Raw genomic sequence first — 22770 nt, forward strand, 5'->3', positions numbered from 1 at the left:
AGTCTAGAGGCTTTCGAAGGATGACATGCATTTTTTTGCATGATCCCGGCGCGCGAAAGCCGGCGGGGCGCGCGGGCGCCCTCGCCTCAGAGCGCGACTTCAGCCGCGTCGGCTGCGATCGCGGCGAGCATCGTCGGCGATCCCTGGAGCGCGGTGCGCTGCATGAAGAAGCGCAGGCCCCTGAGACCGCCCAGTTCCTCGCCGCCGCCGGCGCGGCCGGGGCCGCCGTGGACGCATTGCGGCATGACGATCGCGTGGCCGGTGTGGCCGCGGCCGACTTCCGTATCGACCGTCAGGACGCGGCCGTGGAAGGGCGCGAGGCGGCCGGCGATCTCCGCCGCCTCGGCCGCGTCGTCGCCGTAGACCGACGCCGCGAGCGAGCCCTCGCCGCGGGCGGCGAGCGCGACGGCCTCGTCGAGCGAGGCGTAGGGGATGACCGTCACGACGGGGCCGAAGACCTCGACGTCGTGGACGGCGGCGAGCGCCGCGCCGGTGTCGGCGACCAGCAGCGTCGGGGCGAGGAAGGCGCCCTCGCCGACGTCGGCGCCGTGAACCGCGGCCGGAATGCCGCCACCGCGCACGATGCGGGTCTCAGGCGCCAGTGCGGCGAGGCCGGCGAAGGCGGCGCGCAGCTGCTTCTCGTCGACCAGAGGGCCGACGGTGACCTCGGGAAGCGCCGGATCGCCGACGACGAGGCCGTCGATGCGGGTGGCAAGCGCCGCGACGAAGGCGTCCTTCACGCCCGCCGGCACCAGGATGCGGCGGATGTTGGTGCAGAGCTGGCCGGCCTTGACCGAGACGGCGGCGAGTGCCTGTTCGAGCAGGCGTTCGAAGGCGGCGGCCTCCGGCGTCGCCGAGGGGGCGAGGACGGCGACGTTGACGCTGTCCGCCTCGATACCGACGCGGGGATTGGCGGCGAGCACCGCCGGGTGCGAGCGGATCATGCGACCGGTGTCGGCGGAGCCGGTGAAGGCGATGCAATCGAAGGGTTCGACCGCGTCGAGCAGGCCTTCCGCCGCGCCGCAGACCAGCGACAGCACGCCGACGGGCAGCACGCCCGCCTCGACCACCGCGCGGACCATGGCTTCGGCGAGCCAGGCGGTGCCCGACGCCGGCTTGGCGACGACCGGCATGCCGGCGACGAGCGCCACGGCGACCTTCTCCCACAGGCCCCAGGAGGGGAAGTTGAAGGCGTTGATGAAGATCGCCGCGCCGGGCCGCGTCGTCCAGACGTGGCGGGCCTCGAAGGGGCCCTTGGCGAGGCGGTCGGAACCCGGCTCGATCAGCCGGCGGGCGGCCCCGAGGCCGGCGGCGAGCCTCGCATAATACTTCAGGGTGGCGATGCCGCCGTCGACGTCGATCGACGCGTCGCGGGTCGTGTTGCCGGAGTTCCTGCGCGCGATTTCCAGCCAGTCGTCGCGGCGGGCGGCGAGCGCGTCAGCGATGGCGCCGATGAGCGCGCCGCGCTCGGCGAAGGTCATCGCGGCGAGCGCGGGACCGCCGACGCTGCGGGCATGATCGAGGGCGGCGGCGCAGTCGACGCCGGTCGAATCGACCGTGCCGAGCGCCTTGCCCGTCACGGGGTCGACGAAGGAGCGGCCGGGGGCGGCGCCCGCGACGAAGCGATCTTCGACGTAGCTCTGGAGACGGATCATGCGAAGACCTCTGAAACGGAGAACTCGGGAAAGGCTGCGAAGAAACGGGTGATCGCCGCGACGGTCGCGTCGTGCGCCTCGCGGTGGGGCGAATGCCTCACCCCCGGAAGCATCTCGACGAGAACCGGCGCGGGCGACAGATCGACCGCGGCCTCGGGCTGGAGGCGCGTGCCGTACTGGTCGTCGACGCCCTGGATCACCAGCATCGGCCGCGACACGGTCTCGAGGCTCGACCGGATGTCCCAATGCCGAAATTCGGGATCGAGCCAGGCACCGTTCCAGCCGAGAAAGGCGACGTCCGGATCGGCATGCCAGCGGGCGAGCTTCGCCCTGAGATCGGTCGTCTCCCAGGCGGTCTTCGCCTCGGCGATCGCCGCGACGCACATGTCCTCGACGAAGAAATGCGGCGCGATCAGCACCGCCGCCTCGACGCGGGGATCGTGCACGACCCCCAAGTGATGCGCGGCGATCGAGGCGCCGTCGGAATGGCCGACGAGGACGCCGCGGCGAAAACCGATGGCATCGAGGAGGGCCGGCAGCATCTCCTCGGCCTCGCGCTGCATGTAGTCGAGCGGGCGCGGCAGCGGCACGGGGTCCGACTTGCCGTAGCCGGCGCGCGAGAAGACGAAGACGCCGCAGCCGGTCGCTTCCTGCAGGGCCTGCGGAAAGTCGAGCCACAGGCCGACCGAACCGAGCCCTTCGTGGAGCAGCACCAGCGTCGGCGCCGTATCGGGCGCAGGCCCGAGATGGACGAACTCCAGGCGCCGGCCGGCGACCTCGACGAAGCCGTCGCGGGGGAGGGTCATCACCCCTCCTCGCGCAGCTTGAAGCGCTGGATCTTGCCGGTGGCGGTCTTGGGCAGGCCGTCGACCACCTCGATCCAGCGCGGGTACTTCCACATGCCGATCGACGCCTTGACGTGGTCCTTGAGCCGTTGCTCCAGGTCGTCGACCGCGGCGCCGTCCTTGAGCACGACGAAGGCCTTGGGCTTCAAGAGCCCCTCCTCGTCGGCATGCGACACCACCGCCGCCTCGAGCACGTCGGGGTGAGAAGCGAGCGCCGCCTCGATCTCGAAGGGCGAGACCCAGATGCCGGAGACCTTGAACATGTCGTCGGCGCGGCCGCAGTAGGTGTGCCGGCCGGTCTTGTCGCGGATGTATTTGTCGCCGGTCTTGGTCCATTCGCCGCGGAACGTCGCCCGGCTCTTCTCGCGCTGGTTCCAGTAGCCGTCGGCTGCGGAGGGCCCGCGCACGAAGAGTTCGCCGATCTCGCCGTCGTCGACCTCGCGGCCGCTCTCGTCGAGCAGCTTCAGCTCGTAGCCGGGGACCGCCGTGCCGGAGGTGCCGTAGACGATCGAGCCCGGTGCGTTCGACAGGAAGATGTGCAGCATCTCGGTCGAGCCGACGCCGTCGAGGATGTCGGCGCCGAAGCGCTTCGCCCAGGCCTCGCCGATGTGCTCGGGCAGCGCCTCGCCGGCCGAGGCGCAGATGCGGAGCCGCGGCGAACCGGCGTGGTTCGCATGGTCGCGGTCGTGCAGCATGGCGGCGAAGAGCGTCGGCACGCCGAAGAAGATCGTCGGGCGATGCGTCTCCAGCATGGCGAAGACCGCGGCGGGCGTCGGGCGGCCGGGGTTCAGCACCGCCGTCGCTCCGACCGACATCGGGAAGGACAGCGAATTGCCGAGCCCGTAGGCGAAGAAGAGCTTCGCCGCGGAGAAGCCGACGTCGTCCTCGCAGATGCCGAGGATCGCCTGGCCATAGAGCTTCGCCGTCGCCATCAGCGAGGTGTGGACGTGACGGGTGCCCTTGGGCGCGCCGGTCGAGCCCGAGGAATAGAGCCAGAAGCAGGTCTCGTCGGGATGAGTCGGCACCGTCTCGAAGACGTCGGAGGCAGCGGCGAGTTCCGCCGTCAGACCGCGATGCGGCGCCTTCGCCTCACCACCGGCGACCAGCACGTGGCGCAGCGAGGCGATGCCCGGCAGGACGGGCACGACCACCGGCAACAGCGCGTCGGAGACCACCAGCACCTTCGCCCGGCTGTCGTCGAGCATGTAGGCGTACTGATCGGCGGCGAGCAGCGTGTTGAGCGGGATCGGCACGATGCCGGCGCGGATGGCGCCGAGGAAGACGACCGGCCAGTCGACCGTGTCGAGCATGATCATCGCCACCCGGTCCTCGCGGGAGAGCCCGAGCGAAGCGAGCACGTTGGCGAAGCGGCGGGTCTCGGCGGCGAGACCCGAATAGGTCAGCCGGCGGTCGGGGTCGACGAAGGCGAGCTTGTCGCCGCGCCCGGCGCGGAGGTTGCGATCGAGCAGGTCGTCGACGGCGTTGTAGACGCGGCCCGCGGCGGCGATGTCGGACATGGGTGCGGTCATGGCGGATCTCCTCGGGGACGTCAGCGGCCGGTGAACTCGATCGCGCCGTCGGGCAGCAGATAGAGGACGTAGGCCGAGCCGTCGGTGACGGTCGGGTGATGCGCCGAGCCGGGGCCGTAGACGTACCAACCCTCGGGGTGGCCATCGAAATTCGGTTCGGCCACGACCGGCATGATCATGCCGATCTCGCCCTTGGGATGGACGTGATGGGGGCCGCGGATGCTCTCCATCATCACCACATCGACCGAGAAGGACCCGGCCTCGGCACCGGGCGCGATCACCCGGCCCCAGCGGATGCCGCCGTTCTCGCGTGGACAGATCCAGCCCTCGGCGTCGCCGGTCTCGATCAGGTCGGCGATGCGGCGGAAGGTCGGGCCGTTCGTCGGAAACTCGGCCTCGAGCCGGGCGGCGAGGGTGTCGTCGAGCGGGTGTCCGTCGATCGCGCGCGCCACGGCGCCGATCTCGGCGGCGAAGGCTCGCCGCGCCTCGGTGTCTTTCTCGGTCATCGGATCGTCTCCCTCGGCGTCCGCTCTTCGGCCTCGAAAGGGGAGCGGAACTATATTGCATATTTTCATGCCGCGTCGGGCGGCTTGCCGTCAAGGGGGCACTGTACTATTTTTCATGAATTCCAATTCGAGACCGCTCATGACCGTAGCCGACGACCTCCCCGCGCCCCCTGACGACGCTTCGCCGGTTTCCCCCGAGGCGACGGCCGGTACGGACGCGACCCGCGCCGGGCGGGCGGCGGCCCGCGAGGACGCCGACGAGGCGTTTCTGGTCGAACTCGGCCAACGGGTGCGGCGGATGCGGGCGCTGCGCGGCATGTCGCGCAAGGTCCTCGCCAAGGTCTCCGGCATTTCCGAGCGCTACATCGCCCAGCTCGAGGGTGGGCAGGGCAACGTCTCGATCATGCTGCTGCGCCGCGTGGCCGAGGCGATCGGCGCGCCGCTCGAGGATCTCGTGGTCGCCGACGAGGGCGGCGACTGGCGGTTGGTACGCGATCTCCTGCGCGGCGCCTCACCGGCAGTGGTCGCGGAGGTGCGGTCGCTGCTCTCGGGCGAGAAGCTGCCGAGCGGGCCGAGGCCGGTCGGCGAACAGCACATCGCCGTCGACCGCGTCGCCCTGATCGGCCTGCGCGGCGCCGGCAAGTCGACCCTCGGACGCATCGTCGCCGAGCAGCTCGGCTGGCCCTTCGTCGAGCTCAACAAGGAGATCGAGGCCGAACACGGCTTTTCGATCAACGAGATCCTCAATCTCTACGGCCAGGACGGCTATCGCCGGCTGGAGCGGGTGACGCTGCAGCGGCTGGTCGAACAACCCGGCCCGATGCTGCTCGCCACCGGCGGCGGCATCGTCGGTGAGCCGGTGACCTTCGAGCTGCTGCTCGCCTCGTTCTTCACCGTCTGGGTCCGCACCTCGCCGGCCGAGCACATGAGCCGCGTCCGCCAGCAGGGCGACCTCCGGCCGATGGCCAACGACAAGGCGGCGATGGCGGAGCTGATCACCATTCTTTCGAGCCGCGAGCCGCTCTATGCCCGCGCCCGCGTGCAGATCGACACGTCCGGCGTCGGCGTCGAGGCGAGTGCGGCGCGGCTCTACGGGCTGGTCCAGTCCTACTGCGTCAACGGCTGCCCGTGGCAGTCGCGCAATCGCGGCGCCAAGGGGTGAGCGAGCCGACCGATCCCTCAGGGTTCGTCGGCCGGCCGCTCGCGGCGCTTCTCGCCGCCCGCGCGGGCCTGCCCGACGAGCCGATGCTGGCGCTGCGCGTCACGCTCGACCCGCGCGACGCCATCGACGAGCACCGCACCACCGCCGATCTCGTCCGCCTCGGCCATCTCGTCACCTATGCCCGCATGCAGGACGGGATGAAGCTCGGCTCCGGCCGCGCTGTCCTGTGTTTCGCCGGAGAGGCGGGTGGACGGGCACGGTTGGTCGGGTTCCATCGTTTCTTCGCGCGCCGGCCCGGCATCGTGCCGGGCGACATCGTCTACGACTACGACGTCGCCGATCTCTTCCATCAGTTCGCGTCCCGCGCCCGCAGGCCGGTGTTCCACGACGCGATGGAGCTGCCCGGTCTCGGCGATCTCGCCGGCCGCCTCGTCGTCGCCTGGCCGCGCCCGGCGATGATCGCGGTGCGCCCCGCCGACCATCCGGCGCTGACGGTCGCGGCCGTCGACCCGATCGAGCAATGAACAATATTGCATGTTCGGCTTGACCTTCGAATGAGATGAAATAAAGTTCCACTCGTGAGGGAGTGGCGCGCGGGGCCGACAGAGCCCACCGAAAAACGAACGCGCGCCGAAACGTCCAGTCCGGGAGGGATCACGATGACGTCGTCGCGACGCGAATTCCTGTTGTCCGCCGGTGCGCTCGGCGCCACGGGGCTCTTGGGGGGCGTCGCCCCCTTCGTCCGCCCCGCCGCTGCCGCCGGCGCACTGAAGATCGGCCTTCTCCTGCCGGCGTCGGGCACCTATGCCCCGCTCGGCGAGGCGATCCGGCGCGGCGCCGAGCTCTACGTCAAGGAAAAGGGCGGCTCGCTCGCCGGCCGGGCGATCGAGTTCACCGCGCTCGACGACGAATCCGCGCCGCCCAAGGCGACCGAACTCACCAACAAGCTGGTGTTCGGCGAGAAGGTCGACGTGCTGGTCGGCACCGTCCATTCCGGCGTCGCCGCCGCCATGGTCAAGATCGCCCGCGAGGCCGGCGTCACCACGCTGGACCCCAACGCCGGCGCCGACGCCATCACCGGCGGCCTCTGCGCCCCCAACATCTTCCGCACCTCCTTCGCCAACGGTCAGGTCGGCGTCGCCACCGGCAAGGCGATGCTGGCGGCCGGCATCAAGGAGGCGGTCACCTGCACCTGGCGCTACGCCGCGGGCGAGGAGATGGTCGCCGGCTTCAAGCAGGCCTTCGAGGCGGGCGGCGGCAAGATCGTCAAGGACATCGCCCTGCCCTTCCCCGACGTCGAGTTCCAGTCGGCGCTGGCGGAGATCGCGGCGGCCAAGCCCCAGGCGGTCTACTCCTTCTTCGCCGGCGGCGGTGCAGCCAAGTTCATCAAGGACTTCGCGGCGGCAGGCCTCCAGGGGCAGGTGCAGCTGTGGGGTCCGGGCTTCCTTACCGACGGCGTCGAGCAGGCGGTGGGCGAGGCCGGCGACGGGGTGAAGACCGTGCTGCACTATGCCGACGGGCTGAAGAACCCCGAGGACGCCGCCTTCCGCAAGGCGTTCCAGGCGGCCTACGGCATCGCGCCGGACGTCTACGCGGTGCAGGGCTGGGACGCCATGCACGTGCTCGACATCGGCCTGACCGCCGTCGGTGGTGACGCGACGAAGAAGGACGCGCTGCACAAGGCGATGGCGGCGGCGAAATTCGCCTCGCCGCGCGGGCCGTTCGAGTTCTCCGCCTCGCGCAACCCCAAGCAGACCTTCTATCTGCGCGAGCTGAAGGGGGGCAAGAACGGGCTCGTCGGCGTCGCCGCCGAGAGCCTCGCCGACGCGGCCAAGGGCTGCAAGGCCTGATCCCGCCTCGCCTTCGAAACCGTCCGAGGGGCGCGCGGCGGAAGACGCCCGCGCCCCTCCCGGTCCGTCACGAGAAGGTTTGCCCGCGATGGAGCTCGTGCTCGTCCAGATCTTCAACGGAATCCAGCACGGGTTCCTGATCTTCCTCGCCGCCAGTGGCCTGACGCTGGTCTTCGGCATCCTCGGCGTGATCAATCTCGCCCACGGTTCGTTCTACATGCTGGGCGCCTATCTCGCGCTGACGCTGACCGAGGCGACCGGCGACGTCTTCCTCGCGGTCGGCCTCGGCGTGCCGCTGGCGGTCGGCTTCGGCTGGGCGATCGAGCGGGTGTTCATCCGCCATCTCTATGCCCGCGACCACCTGCAACAGGTGCTGCTGACCTTCGCGCTGATCCTGATCTTCAACGAGCTGCAGCGCACGATCTGGGGCAACTACCCGCACGGCGTGCCGGCGCCGGCCTATCTCTCCGGCTCGATCGCGCTCACTTCGACGCTGTCCTATCCGGTCTATCGGCTGGCGCTGACGGCGATCTGCGCCGCGCTCGCCGCCGCCATGTTCTTCGTGGTGCAGAAGACGCGGGTCGGCCAGCTCGTCCGGGCGGGCGAGAGCAATCGCGAGATGACCGAGCTCCTCGGCTTCGACGCGACGCGGCTCTACGCCATGGTCTTCGCCGTCGGCTGCGCGCTCGCCGCACTCGCCGGCATGCTCGCCGCGCCGGTCGAGAGCGTCTACCCGGGCATCGGCGAGCGCATCCTGATCATCTCCTTCGTGGTCGTGGTGATCGGCGGCATCGGCTCGATCAAGGGCGCCTTCGTCGGCGCGCTGGCGATCGGCGTCGCCGACGCGCTCGGCAAGGTGTTCCTGCCGAGCTTCGCCGGCGTGCTGGTCTATGCGTTGATGGCGACGGTGCTGGTCGTCCGTCCCGCCGGCCTCTACGGGAGGGCGATCCGATGATCCGCCTGCCCTCCGCCGCGGTGATCGTGCTGCTTCTGGCCATTGCCCTCGCCTTTGCGCTGGTGCCGGTCCTCGCCGGTCCCTTCGAGGTGAAGTTCGCCACCCGGGTGATCGCCACGGCGATCTTCGTGATCGGCCTCGATCTGCTGATCGGCGTCACCGGTCTCGTCTCCTTCGGCCATGCCGCCTGGTTCGGCCTCGGCGCCTATGCGGTGTGGTTCGTCACCCCGCCGGACTACGAGCCGGCGAACCTCGCCGTGGCGCTCGGCGCCGGCGTCGCGCTGCCGGCGGCGGTCGCCGCCGTGGTCGGCGCCTTCGCGGTCCGCACGCGCGCCTTCTACTTCATCATGGTGACGCTCGCGGCATCGCAGATGCTCTTCGCGCTGTTCCACGACACCAAGATTGCCGGCGGCTCCGACGGTGCCTCGATCGACACCAAGCCGCTGCTGGAGATCGCCGGGCGGACGGTGCTCGACTTCTCCGGCCGCAACACGCTGCTGTGGTTCGCGCTCGCCGCCCTCGCCGTCGTCTACGGCGCGACGCTGGCACTCGCCCGCTCGCGCTTCGGCCGCGTGCTCCAGGGCACGCGCGCCAACGAGACGCGGATGAACGCCCTCGGCTTCGACGCCACCCGCTACAAATGGGCGAGCTTCGTCGTCGCCGCCGGCATCGCCGGGCTCGGCGGGGCGATCTTCGCCTCGATCGACGGATTCGTGCCGCCGGAGATCATGAATTGGCGCGAATCCGGCCTCGCCATCATGATGGTGGTGCTCGGCGGTGTCGGCTCGATCTGGGGCTCGATCGTCGGTGCGCTGGTGTTCTCGCTGGCGGAAGAGGTGCTGAAGAGCCCGAAATTCGTCGGCGCGATGGTCTCCGACCACTGGCCGATCGCCATGGGCCTCTTCCTCATCGCCGTGGTGCTCGGCGCGCCGAAGGGCATCGCCGGCTGGCTGCCGCAGCGCGTCGCTCGGCCCTGGACGGCGCCGGCCGCGAGCGATCTCGAGCCGGCGAAGGAAATCGCGCATGCCAAACCGCCGAAGCTCGATGTCGCCGGTCTGCGCCGCACCTTCGGCGGCCTGACGGCGGTCGACGGCGTCACCGTCGCCTTCGAACCCGGCCGCATCCATGCGGTCATCGGGCCGAACGGTGCCGGCAAGACCACCTTCACCAACCTCCTCACCGGCACGCTGCCGGTCTCCGCCGGCACCATCCGGCTCGACGGCGTCGACGTCACGGCGATGTCGGCGGCGAGCCGGGCGCGGCGGGGGATCGGGCGATCGTTCCAGCGCACCAATGTCTTCACGGGCTTCACCGTCGCCGAGAACTGCGCCGTGGCGGCGCAGGCGCGCGGGCTGGCAGGTAGCAGTCGGGCCGAGGAGGCGCGCGCCGTCGCCGAGGCGCTGGAGGCGACCGGTCTCGTCGACCGCGCCGATCGGGTGGTCTCGTCGCTGTCGCACGGCGAACAGCGCCAGCTCGAGATCGCCATGCTGATCGCCTCCGGCGCCCGGCTGCTGGTGCTCGACGAGCCGCTCGCCGGCATGGGGCCGGAGGAGACGGTGCGGGTGACGGCGCTCCTGAAGGATCTCGCGCGCGATCACACCATTCTTCTCATCGAGCACGACATGGACGCGGTCTTCGCCTGTGCCGACACGGTGTCGGTGCTGGTCGGCGGCCGCCTCGTCGCCCATGGCACGCCGGACGACATCCGCCGCGACGCCACGGTGCGCGAGGCCTATCTCGGCCGTTTCGCCGGACTGGAGGATGCCGCATGACACCCGCTCTCGCGCTCGCCCCCCGCCCCACCCCCGCTCCCGTGGCGGCCGAGCCGCTGCTCGCGGCGACCGGCATCGCCACCGCCCACGGCCGCGTGCCCTGCCTGCGCGACGTCGCCTTCGCCGTCGCACCCGGCGAGACGATCGGTCTCCTCGGCCGCAACGGCATGGGCAAGACAACGCTGCTCAGGACGATCTGCGGCCTGATGTCGGGCGGGCCGACCGCCTCGATCCGCTTCCGCGGACGCGAACTCTCGGGCGCCAAGCCCGCCGCAATCGCGCGGGCCGGCATCGCGCTGGTACCGGAGGGGCGCGGCATCTTCCCCAATCTGACCGTGCTCGAGAACCTGACGCTGCCGCATCGCGCCGGTCCCGGCGGGCGGCGCGACTGGACGCTGGAGCGGGTCTTCGACCTCTTCCCGCGGCTCGCCGAGCGGCGCGGCAACTGGGGCGACCAGCTGTCGGGCGGCGAACAGCAGATGCTGTCGATCGGCCGGGCGCTGATGACCAACCCGGAACTGCTGATGCTCGACGAGGCGACCGAGGGCCTCGCACCCAAGGTGCGCGACGAGATCTGGAAGACGCTGTCGATCGTCGCGGCGACCGGCATGGCGATCGTCGTGGTCGACAAGAACCTCGAGGATCTGTTCCAGCTCGCCGATCGCCACTTCATCCTCGCCAAGGGCGAGATCGTCTTCGAAGGCACCACCGCGGCGCTGACCGCCGACGCCGACCTCGTCCACCGCTGGCTCGGGGTCTGATTTCTCGAGCAAACCCGATCGGGCGGCGAGAGGGGTCTACCCTCGCCCGGAGGTCGCCGCCGCGTCTCGCGGATCACACGCGAAGACGCCGACGGGCCGGATCGATCTCCCCGATCCGGCCCGTCGCGTATTCGTCGTCCCGGATCTTCAGTGGGCGAAGAGCACCGGCAGCGTCATGTGACGCAGGATGTAGCGCGTGCCCGAGCCGCGGCCGAAGAAGGCGAGGCCGGCATTGTCGAAGGCGCCGATCGCCATCAGGTCGGCGGAATGGTCGGCCGCCTGATTGAGCAGCGTGTCCATCAGCTTGATCTCTTCGACGACGACCGTCTGGAAGCGTGCGCCGATGCGATGGGCGGCGAGCCCTTCGACGACCAGATCGGCGAATTCGTCGGTGGCGTCGCCCGGCCGGCCGGCCTCCACCACCAGTGCGTCGGCGCCGGGGGCGACCAGCGGCAGGGCGTCGTGCAGCGCCCGGGCGGCGCCGCGCGAACGGTGCCAGGCGAAGAGCGGGCGATGGCCGAGATCCTCGTAGGTGCCGGCATAGGGCACCATCAGCACCGGACGGCCGCTCTCGAGGATGATCTGCTCGGGCAGATCGGTCGGGGCGCGGCCGCCTTCCTCGCTCTGGCCGAGGACGACGAGATCGAAGGTGCGGGCGATGTCGGTGGTCCGCGACAGGATCTCCTGCTCCGAACCGCGGTTGATGTCGACGAAGGTCGCCTTGTCGCCGAGTGCCGCGGTCGCGGCCTCGAAGGCCGCGCGCACTTCGGCGACGGCGGTGACATATTCGGCCGGAGGCCAGGAGGCGACGACGCCGACACGGTGGGCGGCCAACTGTTCGGCAAACAGGCCGGTCAGGCGGGCGCCGTCGCGCGCCGCCAGCTTCACTGCGAGCGCGAGGCGGACAGCGGTGCGCGGAGAGCGGTCGAGATGCACCAGAATGTTCGCGAGAGCCATGGTCGTTCGTTCCTCGTCCTGGTCGGCGTACGGCCGTTCGTTTATTGGGCTCTTTCGCCCGAAAAGGGCTCGAGACGTCGTCCCATCGTAGGGGCGATCGGGCTGCTTCGGAAGCGGGAAAATCAGTATTGTTCGCAATTCGGACAGCTGTCCGCATTGATCCGGAGCGCCGGTCGCGACGGCGTGACCGCCCGGCCGGCAGGCAAGCGCCGGCGGGCCTTTCCCCGCACGGCTTTTCCGGCTAGAAGTGCCGCCGATTTCCCTTGCGACGCATCCTTCGGAACACGGATCCATGAGCGACATCGACGATCTCGAAAAGTCCCTGAGCACGGCCATCGCGGACGCCTCCGACGAGGCGGCTCTGGAAGCGGTGCGCGTCGGCGCGCTCGGCAAGAAGGGGACGGTGTCGGACCTCCTGAAGACGCTCGGCGCCATGGACCCGGAGGAGCGCAAGACGCGCGGTGCCGCCGTCAACGCCCTGAAGGAGCGCATCGGCGAGGCGCTTTCCGCCCGCAAGACCGTGCTGAAGGCCGCAGCGCTTTCCGCCCGTCTCGCCGCCGAGACGGTCGACGTGACGCTGCCCCTGTGGTCGAGCCCGGCCAACGAGGGCCGCATCCACCCCATTTCCCAGGTCACCGACGAACTGTCGGCGATCTTCGCCGACATGGGCTTCGCGGTGGCCGAGGGGCCGGATGTCGAGAGCGACTTCTACAACTTCACCGCTCTGAACTTCCCCGAGGGCCATCCCGCCCGCGAGATGCACGACACGTTCTTCTTCGAGCCGAAGGAGGACGGCAAGCGTCAGCTGCTGCGCACCCACACCTCGCCGGTGCAGGTGCGGACCATGCTGTCGCAGACGCCGCCGATCCGCATCATCGCGCCGGGCCGCACCTATCGCTGCGACAGCGACCAGACCCACACGCCGATGTTCCATCAGGTCGAAGGCCTCGTCATCGACAAGACCTCGACCATCGGCACGCTGAAGTGGGTGCTCGAGGAGTTCTGCAAGGCCTTCTTCGAGGTCGAGAACGTCGAGATGCGCTTCCGTCCGTCGTTCTTCCCCTTCACCGAGCCGTCGATGGAGGTGGACATCCGCTGCGATCGCTCCGGGCCGGAGATCAAGTTCGGCGAGGGCGACGACTGGCTGGAGATCCTCGGCTGCGGCATGGTCCATCCGAACGTGCTGCGCAACTGCGGCCTCGACCCGGACGAGTATCAGGGCTTCGCCTTCGGCATGGGCATCGACCGCATCGCCATGCTCAAGTACGGCATGCCGGACCTGCGCGCCTTCTTCGACGCCGACGTGCGCTGGCTGAAGCACTACGGCTTCCGCCCGCTCGACCTGCCGACGCTGTTCGGCGGCCTCAGCGTCTGAACCCGACCATTTCGCATCATTCGTCGCGCGCCGTTCGCGCCGACGCACCGACGGGACCGATCCCATGAAGTTCACGCTCTCCTGGCTGAAGGACCACCTCGACACCGAGGCCACGCTCGACGAGATCGTCGCGATGCTCACCCGCATCGGGCTCGAGGTCGAAGGCGTCGAAGACAAGGGCGCGGTCCTGAAGCCCTTCGTGGTCGCCCGCGTCGTCTCCGCCGTGCAGCACCCCAACGCCGATCGCCTGCGCGTCTGCATGGTCGACTTCGGCGGCCCGGCGCCGATCCAGGTGGTCTGCGGCGCGCCCAACGCCCGCGAGGGGCTGCGCACCGTCTTCGCGCCGGCCGGAACCTACATCCCGGGCAAGGACATCACGCTCGGCGTCGGCCAGATCCGCGGCGTCGAGAGCCACGGCATGATGTGCTCGGCGGCCGAACTCGAGCTCTCCGAGGATCACGACGGCATCATCGAGCTTCCCGGCGACGCCCCCGTCGGCACTGCTTACGCCGACTATGCCGATCTCGACGATCCGGTGATCGACGTGTCGCTGACGCCGAACCGGGCCGACTGCACCGGCGTGCGCGGCATCGCCCGCGACCTCGCCGCGAGCGGCATCGGCACGCTGAAGCCCGACGCGGCGCGCAAGACGCCCGGCCGTTACACCTCGCCGGTCGCGGTGTCGCTCGACTTCGCCGCCGGCGACGTCGTCGCCTGCCCGGCCTTCCACGGCCGCCACATCCGCGGCGTGAAGAACGGCCCGGCGCCGGACTGGATGCAGCGTCGCCTCAAGGCGATCGGCCTGCGCCCGATCTCCGCGCTGGTCGACATGACCAACTACGTCTCGATCGATCGCGGCCGGCCGCTGCACGTCTTCGACGCGGCCAAGCTCACCGGCGACATTGTCGCCCGCTACGGCAAGAGCGGCGAGAGCCTCGAGGCGCTCGACGGCAAGACCTATGCGATCGACGAGCGCATATGCGTCATCGCCGACGCCTCCGGGCCGCTCGGCCTCGGCGGCATCATGGGCGGCGAGGCGACCGGCTGCTCCGACGAGACCACCGACGTCTTCGTCGAATGCGCCTGGTTCGACCCGGCCCGCACCGCCGAGACCGGCCGTCGCACCGGCATCGTCTCCGACGCGCGCTATCGCTTCGAGCGCGGCGTCGATCCGGCGGGCCTCGAGAACGGCCTCGACTACGCCACCCAGATCATCCTCGACCTGTGCGGCGGCGAGCCCTCCGAGCCGGTGGTGGTCGGCGAGGCGCCGATCACCGAGCGGATCATCGAGTTCCCGATCGCCGAAGTGAAGCGCCTGACCGGCCTCTCGCTCCATCGCGCCGAGATCCGCGACATCCTCGAGAAGCTCGGCTTCTTCGTCGTCGCCCCCGACGACACGTTCCGCGTGGCGGTGCCGTCGTGGCGTGCCGACGTGACGCAGAAGGCCGATCTGGTCGAGGAGGTGATGCGCATCCACGGCCTTGAGAACGTCGTCTCGACGCCGCTCGACGCCACCGGCACCGTCGGCAAGAAGGTGCTGACGTCGCTGCAGATCCGCCGCTCCAAGGCGCGCCGTCTGCTCGCCACGCGCGCCATGCTCGAGGCCGTGACCTGGTCCTTCGTGTCGAAGGCCCAGGCCGAGCATTTCGGCGGCGGCAAGGCGGAACTGGCGCTCGCCAACCCGATCGCCTCCGATCTCTCCGACATGCGCCCGTCGCTGCTGCCCGGCCTGATGACCGCGGTCGGCCGCAACGTCAAGCGCGGCACCGCCGACGTGGCGCTGTTCGAGGTCGGTCAGGTCTTCAAGGGTGATCGCCCCGAGGACCAGAAGCTCGAAGCCGCCGGCCTGCGCCGCGGCACCGCGTCGTCGACCGGTGCGGGCCGTCACTGGCTCGGCGCCGCGGGCGCGGTCACCTGGACGGTCGCCAAGGCCGACGCGCTCGCCGTGCTGGAAGCGCTCGGCGTGGCGGTCGACCGCCTGCAGATCGCCCGCACCGCGCCGGCCTGGTACCACCCCGGCCGTTCCGGCACGCTGCAGATGGGGCCGCAGAACGTGCTCGCCCACTTCGGCGAGATCCATCCGGCCACCCTCGAGGCGATGGACGTGACCGGGCCGCTGGTCGGTTTCCAGGTCTATCTCGACGCCATCCCCGAGCCGAAGGCCAAGGCGACCAAGTCGAAGGGCGCTCTGGTTCTGCCCGAGCTGATGGCGCTCTCGCGCGACTTCGCCTTCGTCGTCGACGAGAAGGTCGAGGCCGAGAAGATCCTCAAGGCGGTGCGCGGCGCCGACAAGGCGCTGATCACCGACGTGCAGGTCTTCGACGTGTTCCGCGGGGCGGCGCTCGGCGAGGGCCGGAAGTCGGTCGCGGTGGCGGTCCAGCTGCAGCCGCGCGAGGCGACGCTGACCGACAAGGACCTCGAGGCCGTCGCCGCCAAGGTGGTGGCCGCCGTGACCAAGGCGACCGGCGCGACGCTCCGCGCCTGAGGTCGACCACGTCGACGAAGACCTGAAACGGCGCCGCGGGCGCCGTTTCGCGTTTCGGGCGTCGATCGGACACATGATGCGCATTCCCCGGGGAGGAGCGCGATCCGAGCTTGTCCCGTCGTCCGGGGTCGCTACCATGCGCCCCATGAACACGATCCTCCCCAACGGCGCTTCCGCCCGTCCGGTCGAGGCCGGCGACCATCTCTTCCTGGTCGACGGCTCGTCCTACGTCTTCCGCGCCTATCACGCGCTGCCGCCGCTCACCCGCAAGTCGGACGGCGTGCCGGTCGGCGCGGTCTCCGGCTTCTGCAACATGCTGTTCCGCCTCCTCAAGGAGGCGAAGAAGACCGGAAGCGTCGTGCCGACCCATCTGGCGGTGATCTTCGACGCCTCGGGCGTGACGTTCCGCAACGCGATCTACGACCAGTACAAGGCCCATCGGCCGGAGGCACCGGAGGATCTCAGGCCGCAGTTCGGCCTGATCCGCGAGGCGACCCGCGCCTTCAACGTCGCCTGCGTCGAGCAGATCGGCTTCGAGGCGGACGACCTGATCGCCACCTATGCGACGCAGGCGCGCGCGCTCGGTGCCGACGTCACCATCGTCGCCTCCGACAAGGACCTGATGCAGCTGATCGAGCCGGGCGTCGTCATGCTCGACACGATGAAGGACAAGCGCATCGAGACGCCGGAAGTCTTCGACAAGTTCGGCGTCACGCCGGACAAGGTCGTCGACGTGCAGGCGCTGGCCGGTGATCCGGTCGACAACGTGCCGGGTGTGCCGGGCATCGGCATCAAGACGGCGGCGCAGCTCGTCAACGAATACGGCGATCTCGAAACGCTGCTCGCCCGCGCCGCCGAGATCAAGCAGCCGAAGCGGCGCCAGTCGCTGATCGACCACGCCGAGGCGGCGCGCCTGTCGCTGCGCCTCGTCACGCTCGATCGCGCCGTGCCGGTCGAGACGCCGATCGAGGATCTCGCCGTCGCCGAGATCGACGGGCCGCGCCTCGTCGCCTTCCTCAAGGCGATGGACTTCGGCTCGCTCACCCGCCGGGTGGCGGAGGCGACCGGGGCGGTTCCGGAAGCGATCGAGAAGGCGAGCGTGCCGGTGTTGCACTGGCCGCCGGCGAGTGCCAGCGGCGAGGGTGCGGCCCTTCCTCCGCCTGCACGCCCGCAGGCGGCCACAGACCTCTTCGCCGACGACGCGGCTGAGACCCCCTCCCCGACCCTCCCCCGCGAGGGGGGAGGGAGCGCCGCCGATTCCGCCTCGATCGTCGGCACGCCGGCCGCGCTCGCCGCCGCCCGCGCCGTGCCCTGCGGGCCGATCGACACGTCGGCCTACGAGACCGTCGGCACGCTCGAACGGCTCGAGGCGTGGATCGCCGAGGCCCGCGAGGCGGGTGTCGTCGCCTTCGACACCGAGACCACCTCGCTCGACGCCATGCAGGCGGAGATCGTCGGCTTCAGCCTCGCCACCGCGCCGGGCAAGGCCTGCTACGTGCCGCTCGCCCATCGCTCGGGTGACGGCGGCCTCTTCGATGACGGGCCGGCGCCGGGGCAGATCCCGATCCGCGCAGCACTCGCCGCCCTCGGGGGACTGCTGGCCGATCCCGCCGTGCTCAAGGTCGGGCAGAACCTCAAATACGACGCGTTGGTGGTCGGAAACCACGGGCTCGCGATCGTCAACTTCGACGACACGATGCTGATGTCCTACGCGCTCGACGCCGGGCGCGGCGGGCACGGCATGGACGAGCTCTCCAAGCGCCATCTCGAGCACACGCCGATCGCCTTCAAGGAGGTGGCCGGTTCGGGCAAGTCGTCCGTCACCTTCGACCGCGTCGCCATCGACAGGGCGACGGCCTATGCGGCCGAGGACGCCGACGTGACGCTGCGCCTGTGGCGCCTCTTGAAGCCGCGGCTGGCGGCGGAAGGCCTCACGACCGTCTACGAGACGCTGGAACGGCCGCTCGTCCCCGTCATCGCGGCGATGGAACGGCGCGGCATCGCCATCGACCGGCAGATGCTGGCGCGTCTGTCGGGCGACTTCGCGCAAGGGATGGCGCGGCTCGAGGCCGAGATCGAGACGCTCGCCGGCGAGCCCTTCAACGTCGCGAGCCCGAAGCAACTCGGCGAGATCCTCTTCGGCAAGATGGGCCTGCCCGCGCCGAAGAAGACCGCCACGGGCGCCTGGGCGACCGGCGCCGACGTGCTGGAGGATCTCGCGGCCCAGGGCCACGACCTGCCGGCGCGCGTCCTCGACTGGCGTCAGATCGCCAAGCTCAAGTCGACCTATACCGACGCGCTGCCGAGCTTCGAGAACCCGACGACGAAGCGCGTCCACACGTCCTTCGCGCTGGCGGCGACCACGACCGGGCGGCTCTCCTCGTCCGAGCCCAACGTGCAGAATATTCCGGTCCGCACCGAAGAGGGCCGCAAGATCCGCCGAGCCTTCGTGGCGACGCCGGGCAACCTTCTGATCTCGGCCGACTACAGCCAGATCGAGCTGCGCGTCCTCGCCCATGTCGCCGACGTGCCGGCGCTGCGTCAGGCCTTCGCCGACGGCATCGACATTCACGCCATGACGGCGTCCGAGATGTTCGGCGTGCCGGTTCAGGGCATGGACCCGTCGATCCGCCGTCGCGCCAAGGCGATCAACTTCGGCATCATCTACGGCATCTCGGCCTTCGGGCTCGCCAACCAGCTCGGCATCGGGCGGGGGGAGGCCGCGGCCTACATCGACAAGTATTTCGAGCGCTTCCCCGGCATCCGCGCCTACATGGAGGCGGCGAAGCGCGAGGCGCGCGACAAGGGATATGTCACGACGCTGTTCGGGCGGCGGGCGCACTACCCCGGCATCACCGACAAGAACCCGGCGATGCGTGCCTTCAACGAGCGCGCGGCGATCAATGCGCCGATTCAAGGCTCGGCCGCCGACATCATCCGCCGGGCGATGATCCGCATGGATGCCGCTCTGAGCGATGCCCGGCTCTCGGCCCGGATGCTGCTGCAGGTGCACGACGAACTGGTGTTCGAAGTGCCGGAGGGGCAAGTCGAGGCGACCATCCCGCTGGTCAAGCGCGTCATGGAGAGCGCGGCGGAACCCGCCGTGCGCCTCGCCGTGCCGCTGGTGGTCGAAGCCCGCGCCGCTGCGAACTGGGAAGAGGCGCACTGAGGGGGCGGAGGCGCCGCACGCTCCTCCCTTCTCCCCCTGCGGGAGAAGGTGCCCCCGTCAGGGGGCGGATGAGGGGTGGCGCGCGGCACGCGCGCAGCCGCCGCGACCGCTCGGCTCGTCGTGAGGGAATGCCCCCTCATCCGGCCCTTCGGGCCACCTTCTCCCGCGAGGGGAGAAGGGGAGCCGGTCGCGCCGCCCTCACTTTCTCACCGGCTCGGGGATCGCCTTGACGATCTCCCGCGCGCCGGCGAGCGTCAGGTGGCCGTAGTCGAAGTGCATCGGCCCGCCCTCTGGGTCGAAGAGGCGGCACTTGTCGGCCGGGCATTCGGCGTCCCAGGCGGAGACCCAGACGGCGCCGGCGGCCTTCACGATCGGCGCCATCGTCCGATCGCGGGCGCGGCGTTCCATCAGGCGCTTCTTCGCCGCCAGTTCCGGGTCGCCGCGCATCATCGCGTCGGCGAGGATCGCCGGCATCTCGCCTTCGTATTCGACCGTCGGGCCGATCACCGTGAGGGGCACGCCGCGCGCCACCAGCCGCGTGACGGTGTCCTTGACCAGATCGTCCTCGCCGTCGAGCCAGCGGCCGGCGAGGATGATGGCGTCGACGTGGTTCTTCACCAGCCAGTCGTCGAGGATCCACGGCATGAAGCCGAGGCAGTGGCTCTCGGCGCGGACGTTCCACAGGCCGCGACAGGCCGCACCCGTCGCCTGCATCACGTTCCAGGCCGGGAAACGCTCCTCGATCGCCCTCCAGTACTGCGCCGCATGGCTGTCGCCGAAGACCAGCATGTTGGGCTTCGTCGTCGAGAGCTTCAGGCAGGCGTCGCGTTGGAAGACCTCGCCGAGCGAGACGAAGCAGGTGCCGTCGAGGAACTGCGCCCTGTGGTCGGCGGTCGCGGTGTAGTCGGCATAAGCCGCGACCTTGCGCACCTCCGGCGGATAGGTCCGCCAGTTCTCGGCATTGAGGTGCACGACGCCGGCCGTCGCCACGATCAGGCCGACGCCGACGAGGCCACCCGCCACCAGCCGGCCGGGGCGGAAGCCGCGGAAGCCGTCGATCGTCGGGCGCTCGACGAAGCGATAGGAGAGCACGGCGGCGGCGAAGGACAGCGTCACCACGATCGCCGTGTCGGCCGGCGTCAGCACCATGTCGTGGCGCAGGCGCCAGAAGGTGATGATCGGCCAGTGCCAGAGGTAGAGCGAATAGGAGATCTTGCCGATGAAGCGGACGGGCCCGGCGGCGAGCAGCCGCGCGGTGATCGCGCCGTCGCCATAGGCGATGATCAGCGCCGTGCCGAAGGCCGGCAGCGCGCCCCAGGGCACGGGGAAGAGGCTCGTCGGGCGGATCAGCAGGTAACCCAGCGCGATCAGGCCGGCGCCGCCTAGCGCCGCCATGTCACGGGCGCGCTGCGAGGCGAGCAGAGGCGCCGCACCGGCGGCGACCAGCGCGCCGAGCGCCAGTTCCCAGACGCGGCCGGGCAGGCCGTAGAAGCCGTGCACCGGCATCGACAGGCAGAGCCACAGGCCGAGCGCGAACGAGGCCAGCGCCGTCACCACCAGCACCGGCTTCAGCCGGTCGGACGCGAAGCGGTGGACGACGGCGATGAGGAGCGGGTGGACGATGTAGAACTGGTCCTCGACGCCGAGCGACCAGGTGTGGAGCAGCGGCAGAGTCTCGGCCGCCGGGCCGAAATAGCCGGTGGTGAACTCGAACCAGATGTTGGAGACGAAGGCGGCCGCCGCCGCGGTCGAGAAGGCGAGCGCCCGGAGATCGCCGGGAAAGAGGAAGAGGCAGCTCGCGACCATCACACCGGTGAGCATGACGAAGAGCGCCGGGAAGATGCGGACGATGCGCTTGCCCCAGAAGCCGACGACCGAGAAGCGACCGGCCTCGATGTCGCCGAGCATGATCGAAGTGATCAGGAAGCCGGAGATGACGAAGAAGACGTCGACACCGATGAAGCCGCCGGAAATCTGCGACACCCCGGCGTGATAGAGCACGATCGGCACCACCGCGACCGCACGCAGACCGTCGATGTCGTTCCTGTAGCGCAGCATGCCGTCGATCCCCGTTTCGTTCGGGATCCGGCAGATCGCTCCGCGATGCCGGATCCGGCTCGTCGAAAGGGCCTTGTCCGGACACGGCCCTTTCGACGAACGGAAAACGAAGCTCCGATCGTGTCGATCGGACTTCGTTTCGCCGCCCCTCGATGCACCGGGGGGCCGGCGCGAGCAAGAGGGGGCGAAGGCGGCGGAAAAAAGAAAAGCCCCGCGCGGAGTTCGCGCGGGGCCTTTCGAACCGTCCGGGTCGGGCGATCAGGCGGCGAGAGCGGCCTGGGCCTTCTCGACGAGGGCCTTGAAGGCCTCCGGCTGGGTGATCGCGAGATCGGAGAGGACCTTGCGGTCGACTTCGATGCCGGCCTTGTTGAGGCCGTCGATGAAGCGCGAATAGGTCATCGTCTCGGCGACCTGACGGACACCGGCGTTGATGCGCTGGATCCACAGGGCGCGGAAGTTGCGCTTCTTGTTCTTGCGGTCGCGGTAGGCATAGATCATGCCCTTCTCGACGGCCGCCTTGGCGGTACGGATGGTGTTCTTCCGGCGGCCGTAGTAACCCTTGGCGGCCTTCAGAACCTTCTTGTGCTTGGCGTGCGAGGTGACACCGCGCTTGACACGAGCCATGGCTGGTAATCCTTACGAATGGTGGGGTCTGGCGGTGCGGCTCAGCCGTAGGGCAGGAACTGCTTGACGATCTTCGCGTCGCATTCGGCGAGCACCGTGGTGCCGCGCGCGTCGCGAATGAACTTCGTCGTCCGCTTGATCATGCCATGGCGCTTGCCGGCCTGAGCGACCTTCACCTTGCCGGTGGCCGTGAGCTTGAAGCGCTTCTTGGCGCCGCTCTTGGTCTTCATCTTGGGCATTTGGCTCTCTCGAGTTTGGGGACGCGAATACGGCGGCGCCCGAAAGCACCACCGGCCACGCGATCGGCAGACCGCATGTGAACCCTCGTGTCCCGAATTGACTTTGGGTTCGAGCCTTCATGAACCGCCTCGGCATGCCCTTGGATCAGCCGGCCGGTTCGCGAGACCGCGGGGTTATAGGCGCAAGATGTCGGAAATGCAACGGGGAACGAACCGCGCCGAGCCTCAGGCGAGCGCGATCACCTCGCCATGGCGGGTCGGGGTCGCCTCGTCGTCGAGTTCGACCTCGAAGGCGCTCTCGCCGACGGTGACGGCGAGCTTCTTTCCCCCGTCGAGCGGCTTCAGCGCGACCGTCGCCTTGACCGGCTCGAGGGCGGCGACGTCGACGACGATCGCCTCGAGGCTCTGCGCCTTCTCCGCCTTCTTGCCGAGCCGCTTGACCATGGCCATCAGGCCGAAGGGCGAGCCGGCGACGAGACAGTCCTGGAGACCGGCGAACTCCTTGCGCGGCTTGCCCTCGCCGTCGGACCAGCCGCCGTAACCGTCGTGGCGCAGCGCCAGCGTCGGACCGCCGAGGCGGGTGAGGTGGAGGGAGCGGACGCAGGCCCATTCGGCATCGACGACGATGCGCCAGCGGGCGCCGAAGGCCGCCTCGCCGGCCCCGCCGATCGCCACGCCCTCGGCGGCGATCTGGCTGTCGGAGATCTTCAGCTCGACGTGTTCGAGGCCGGTGACGGCCGCATCGTCGCCGATGGTGCGCCAGCGCAACTGCCGAAGAGTCGTGCTCATCAGACGGTCCCCGTCATCGTCCGGCCGCGTCGCGAAGAG

Annotated in this window: 18 protein-coding genes; 9 read left to right on the top strand and 9 right to left on the bottom strand. The window is 69.9% G+C overall.

Annotation, left to right across the window (positions count from 1 at the left end):
• Window positions 1-86: 86 nt before the first annotated feature.
• Genes ACT53U_RS18755 through ACT53U_RS18770 form a run of 4 tightly spaced genes read right to left on the bottom strand, consistent with a single transcriptional unit; the run spans window position 87 to window position 4535 of the window.
• Entirely contained in the window at window positions 87-1655 is a 1569-nt protein-coding gene (locus ACT53U_RS18755) for a 3,4-dehydroadipyl-CoA semialdehyde dehydrogenase (RefSeq protein WP_476157378.1), read from the bottom strand.
• Window positions 1652-2461: an alpha/beta fold hydrolase gene (locus tag ACT53U_RS18760; RefSeq protein ID WP_476157380.1), complete on the bottom strand. Its 810-nt coding sequence runs from the start codon at window positions 2459-2461 to the stop codon at window positions 1652-1654. The genes ACT53U_RS18755 and ACT53U_RS18760 overlap by 4 nt, the downstream gene beginning before the upstream one ends.
• Complete coding sequence (locus ACT53U_RS18765; RefSeq protein ID WP_476157381.1) at window positions 2461-4029, bottom strand: benzoate-CoA ligase family protein; 1569 nt, start codon at window positions 4027-4029, stop codon at window positions 2461-2463. Before ACT53U_RS18765 ends, ACT53U_RS18760 begins: the two co-directional genes overlap by 1 nt.
• A gap of 20 nt (window positions 4030-4049) precedes the next feature.
• On the bottom strand, window positions 4050-4535 hold the full coding sequence (locus ACT53U_RS18770) for a 4-hydroxylaminobenzoate lyase (protein WP_476157382.1): 486 nt from the start codon (window positions 4533-4535) through the stop codon (window positions 4050-4052).
• Window positions 4536-4674: 139 nt separating this feature from the next.
• Here ACT53U_RS18770 and ACT53U_RS18775 point away from each other — a divergent pair, with 139 nt between their 5' ends.
• The 6 genes from ACT53U_RS18775 to ACT53U_RS18800 all read left to right on the top strand — a co-directional run bounded on the left by ACT53U_RS18775 (window position 4675) and on the right by ACT53U_RS18800 (window position 11035).
• Window positions 4675-5697: a helix-turn-helix transcriptional regulator gene (locus ACT53U_RS18775; RefSeq protein WP_476157384.1), complete on the top strand. Its 1023-nt coding sequence runs from the start codon at window positions 4675-4677 to the stop codon at window positions 5695-5697.
• A complete protein-coding gene (locus ACT53U_RS18780; RefSeq protein WP_476157386.1) occupies window positions 5694-6221 on the top strand; it encodes a hypothetical protein in 528 nt (175 codons plus the stop codon). Before ACT53U_RS18775 ends, ACT53U_RS18780 begins: the two co-directional genes overlap by 4 nt.
• A 135-nt stretch (window positions 6222-6356) precedes the next feature.
• Window positions 6357-7547 carry an ABC transporter substrate-binding protein gene (locus ACT53U_RS18785; RefSeq protein WP_476157387.1) on the top strand — a complete coding sequence of 397 codons (1191 nt, stop codon included), beginning with the start codon at window positions 6357-6359 and terminating at the stop codon, window positions 7545-7547.
• Window positions 7548-7635: 88 nt separating this feature from the next.
• Window positions 7636-8502, top strand: a complete 867-nt coding sequence (locus ACT53U_RS18790) for a branched-chain amino acid ABC transporter permease (protein WP_476157389.1) — start codon at window positions 7636-7638, stop codon at window positions 8500-8502.
• Window positions 8499-10274, top strand: coding sequence for a branched-chain amino acid ABC transporter ATP-binding protein/permease (locus ACT53U_RS18795; protein ID WP_476157391.1), 1776 nt, complete (start codon window positions 8499-8501; stop codon window positions 10272-10274). The genes ACT53U_RS18790 and ACT53U_RS18795 overlap by 4 nt, the downstream gene beginning before the upstream one ends.
• Window positions 10271-11035: an ABC transporter ATP-binding protein gene (locus ACT53U_RS18800; protein ID WP_476157393.1), complete on the top strand. Its 765-nt coding sequence runs from the start codon at window positions 10271-10273 to the stop codon at window positions 11033-11035. Before ACT53U_RS18795 ends, ACT53U_RS18800 begins: the two co-directional genes overlap by 4 nt.
• 147 nt (window positions 11036-11182) lie before the next feature.
• On the opposite strand, the gene ACT53U_RS18805 is transcribed toward ACT53U_RS18800, so the two are convergent.
• Window positions 11183-11992, bottom strand: coding sequence for a universal stress protein (locus ACT53U_RS18805; RefSeq protein WP_476157394.1), 810 nt, complete (start codon window positions 11990-11992; stop codon window positions 11183-11185).
• Between the two features lie 292 nt (window positions 11993-12284).
• Between ACT53U_RS18805 and pheS the strand changes: the two genes are divergently transcribed.
• The 3 genes from pheS (at window position 12285) to polA (ending at window position 19021) form a co-directional block, all read left to right on the top strand.
• Window positions 12285-13367 (top strand): phenylalanine--tRNA ligase subunit alpha, encoded by a 1083-nt coding sequence (pheS, locus tag ACT53U_RS18810; RefSeq protein ID WP_476157396.1) that lies wholly within the window; start codon window positions 12285-12287, stop codon window positions 13365-13367.
• A gap of 64 nt (window positions 13368-13431) precedes the next feature.
• Window positions 13432-15852 (top strand): phenylalanine--tRNA ligase subunit beta, encoded by a 2421-nt coding sequence (pheT, locus tag ACT53U_RS18815; RefSeq protein ID WP_476157398.1) that lies wholly within the window; start codon window positions 13432-13434, stop codon window positions 15850-15852.
• 145 nt (window positions 15853-15997) lie between these two features.
• The gene (gene polA / locus ACT53U_RS18820) at window positions 15998-19021 is read left to right on the top strand and encodes a DNA polymerase I (protein ID WP_476157400.1); all 3024 of its coding nucleotides are present in this window, start codon (window positions 15998-16000) and stop codon (window positions 19019-19021) included.
• A 198-nt stretch (window positions 19022-19219) separates the two neighbouring features.
• On the opposite strand, the gene ACT53U_RS18825 is transcribed toward polA, so the two are convergent.
• The 4 genes from ACT53U_RS18825 to ACT53U_RS18840 form a co-directional block, all read right to left on the bottom strand.
• The gene (locus ACT53U_RS18825; protein WP_476157401.1) at window positions 19220-21079 is read right to left on the bottom strand and encodes an acyltransferase family protein; all 1860 of its coding nucleotides are present in this window, start codon (window positions 21077-21079) and stop codon (window positions 19220-19222) included.
• A 258-nt stretch (window positions 21080-21337) separates the two neighbouring features.
• The gene (rplT, locus tag ACT53U_RS18830) at window positions 21338-21703 is read right to left on the bottom strand and encodes a 50S ribosomal protein L20 (protein ID WP_476157403.1); all 366 of its coding nucleotides are present in this window, start codon (window positions 21701-21703) and stop codon (window positions 21338-21340) included.
• 41 nt (window positions 21704-21744) lie between these two features.
• The gene (gene rpmI, locus ACT53U_RS18835) at window positions 21745-21942 is read right to left on the bottom strand and encodes a 50S ribosomal protein L35 (RefSeq protein WP_476157405.1); all 198 of its coding nucleotides are present in this window, start codon (window positions 21940-21942) and stop codon (window positions 21745-21747) included.
• A 225-nt stretch (window positions 21943-22167) separates the two neighbouring features.
• Window positions 22168-22731, bottom strand: coding sequence for a putative glycolipid-binding domain-containing protein (locus tag ACT53U_RS18840; protein WP_476157406.1), 564 nt, complete (start codon window positions 22729-22731; stop codon window positions 22168-22170).
• Window positions 22732-22770 lie beyond the last annotated feature (39 nt).

The sequence above is a fragment of the Pinisolibacter sp. DMC19 genome (assembly GCF_056313985.1).

Excerpts from the sequence above, each read along its gene's own strand:
- ACT53U_RS18760 (WP_476157380.1), bottom strand. The coding sequence starts at position 2,461 with ATGACCCTCCCCCGCGACGGCTTCGTCGAGGTCGCCGGCCGGCGCCTG.
- rplT (WP_476157403.1), bottom strand. The coding sequence starts at position 21,703 with ATGGCTCGTGTCAAGCGCGGTGTCACCTCGCACGCCAAGCACAAGAAG.
- ACT53U_RS18765 (WP_476157381.1), bottom strand. The coding sequence starts at position 4,029 with ATGACCGCACCCATGTCCGACATCGCCGCCGCGGGCCGCGTCTACAAC.
- ACT53U_RS18800 (WP_476157393.1), top strand. The coding sequence starts at position 10,271 with ATGACACCCGCTCTCGCGCTCGCCCCCCGCCCCACCCCCGCTCCCGTG.
- ACT53U_RS18825 (WP_476157401.1), bottom strand. The coding sequence starts at position 21,079 with ATGCTGCGCTACAGGAACGACATCGACGGTCTGCGTGCGGTCGCGGTG.
- ACT53U_RS18790 (WP_476157389.1), top strand. The coding sequence starts at position 7,636 with ATGGAGCTCGTGCTCGTCCAGATCTTCAACGGAATCCAGCACGGGTTC.
- ACT53U_RS18840 (WP_476157406.1), bottom strand. The coding sequence starts at position 22,731 with ATGAGCACGACTCTTCGGCAGTTGCGCTGGCGCACCATCGGCGACGAT.
- pheT (WP_476157398.1), top strand. The coding sequence starts at position 13,432 with ATGAAGTTCACGCTCTCCTGGCTGAAGGACCACCTCGACACCGAGGCC.
- ACT53U_RS18805 (WP_476157394.1), bottom strand. The coding sequence starts at position 11,992 with ATGGCTCTCGCGAACATTCTGGTGCATCTCGACCGCTCTCCGCGCACC.
- pheS (WP_476157396.1), top strand. The coding sequence starts at position 12,285 with ATGAGCGACATCGACGATCTCGAAAAGTCCCTGAGCACGGCCATCGCG.
- ACT53U_RS18755 (WP_476157378.1), bottom strand. The coding sequence starts at position 1,655 with ATGATCCGTCTCCAGAGCTACGTCGAAGATCGCTTCGTCGCGGGCGCC.
- ACT53U_RS18785 (WP_476157387.1), top strand. The coding sequence starts at position 6,357 with ATGACGTCGTCGCGACGCGAATTCCTGTTGTCCGCCGGTGCGCTCGGC.
- ACT53U_RS18795 (WP_476157391.1), top strand. The coding sequence starts at position 8,499 with ATGATCCGCCTGCCCTCCGCCGCGGTGATCGTGCTGCTTCTGGCCATT.
- polA (WP_476157400.1), top strand. The coding sequence starts at position 15,998 with ATGAACACGATCCTCCCCAACGGCGCTTCCGCCCGTCCGGTCGAGGCC.
- ACT53U_RS18770 (WP_476157382.1), bottom strand. The coding sequence starts at position 4,535 with ATGACCGAGAAAGACACCGAGGCGCGGCGAGCCTTCGCCGCCGAGATC.
- rpmI (WP_476157405.1), bottom strand. The coding sequence starts at position 21,942 with ATGCCCAAGATGAAGACCAAGAGCGGCGCCAAGAAGCGCTTCAAGCTC.
- ACT53U_RS18775 (WP_476157384.1), top strand. The coding sequence starts at position 4,675 with ATGACCGTAGCCGACGACCTCCCCGCGCCCCCTGACGACGCTTCGCCG.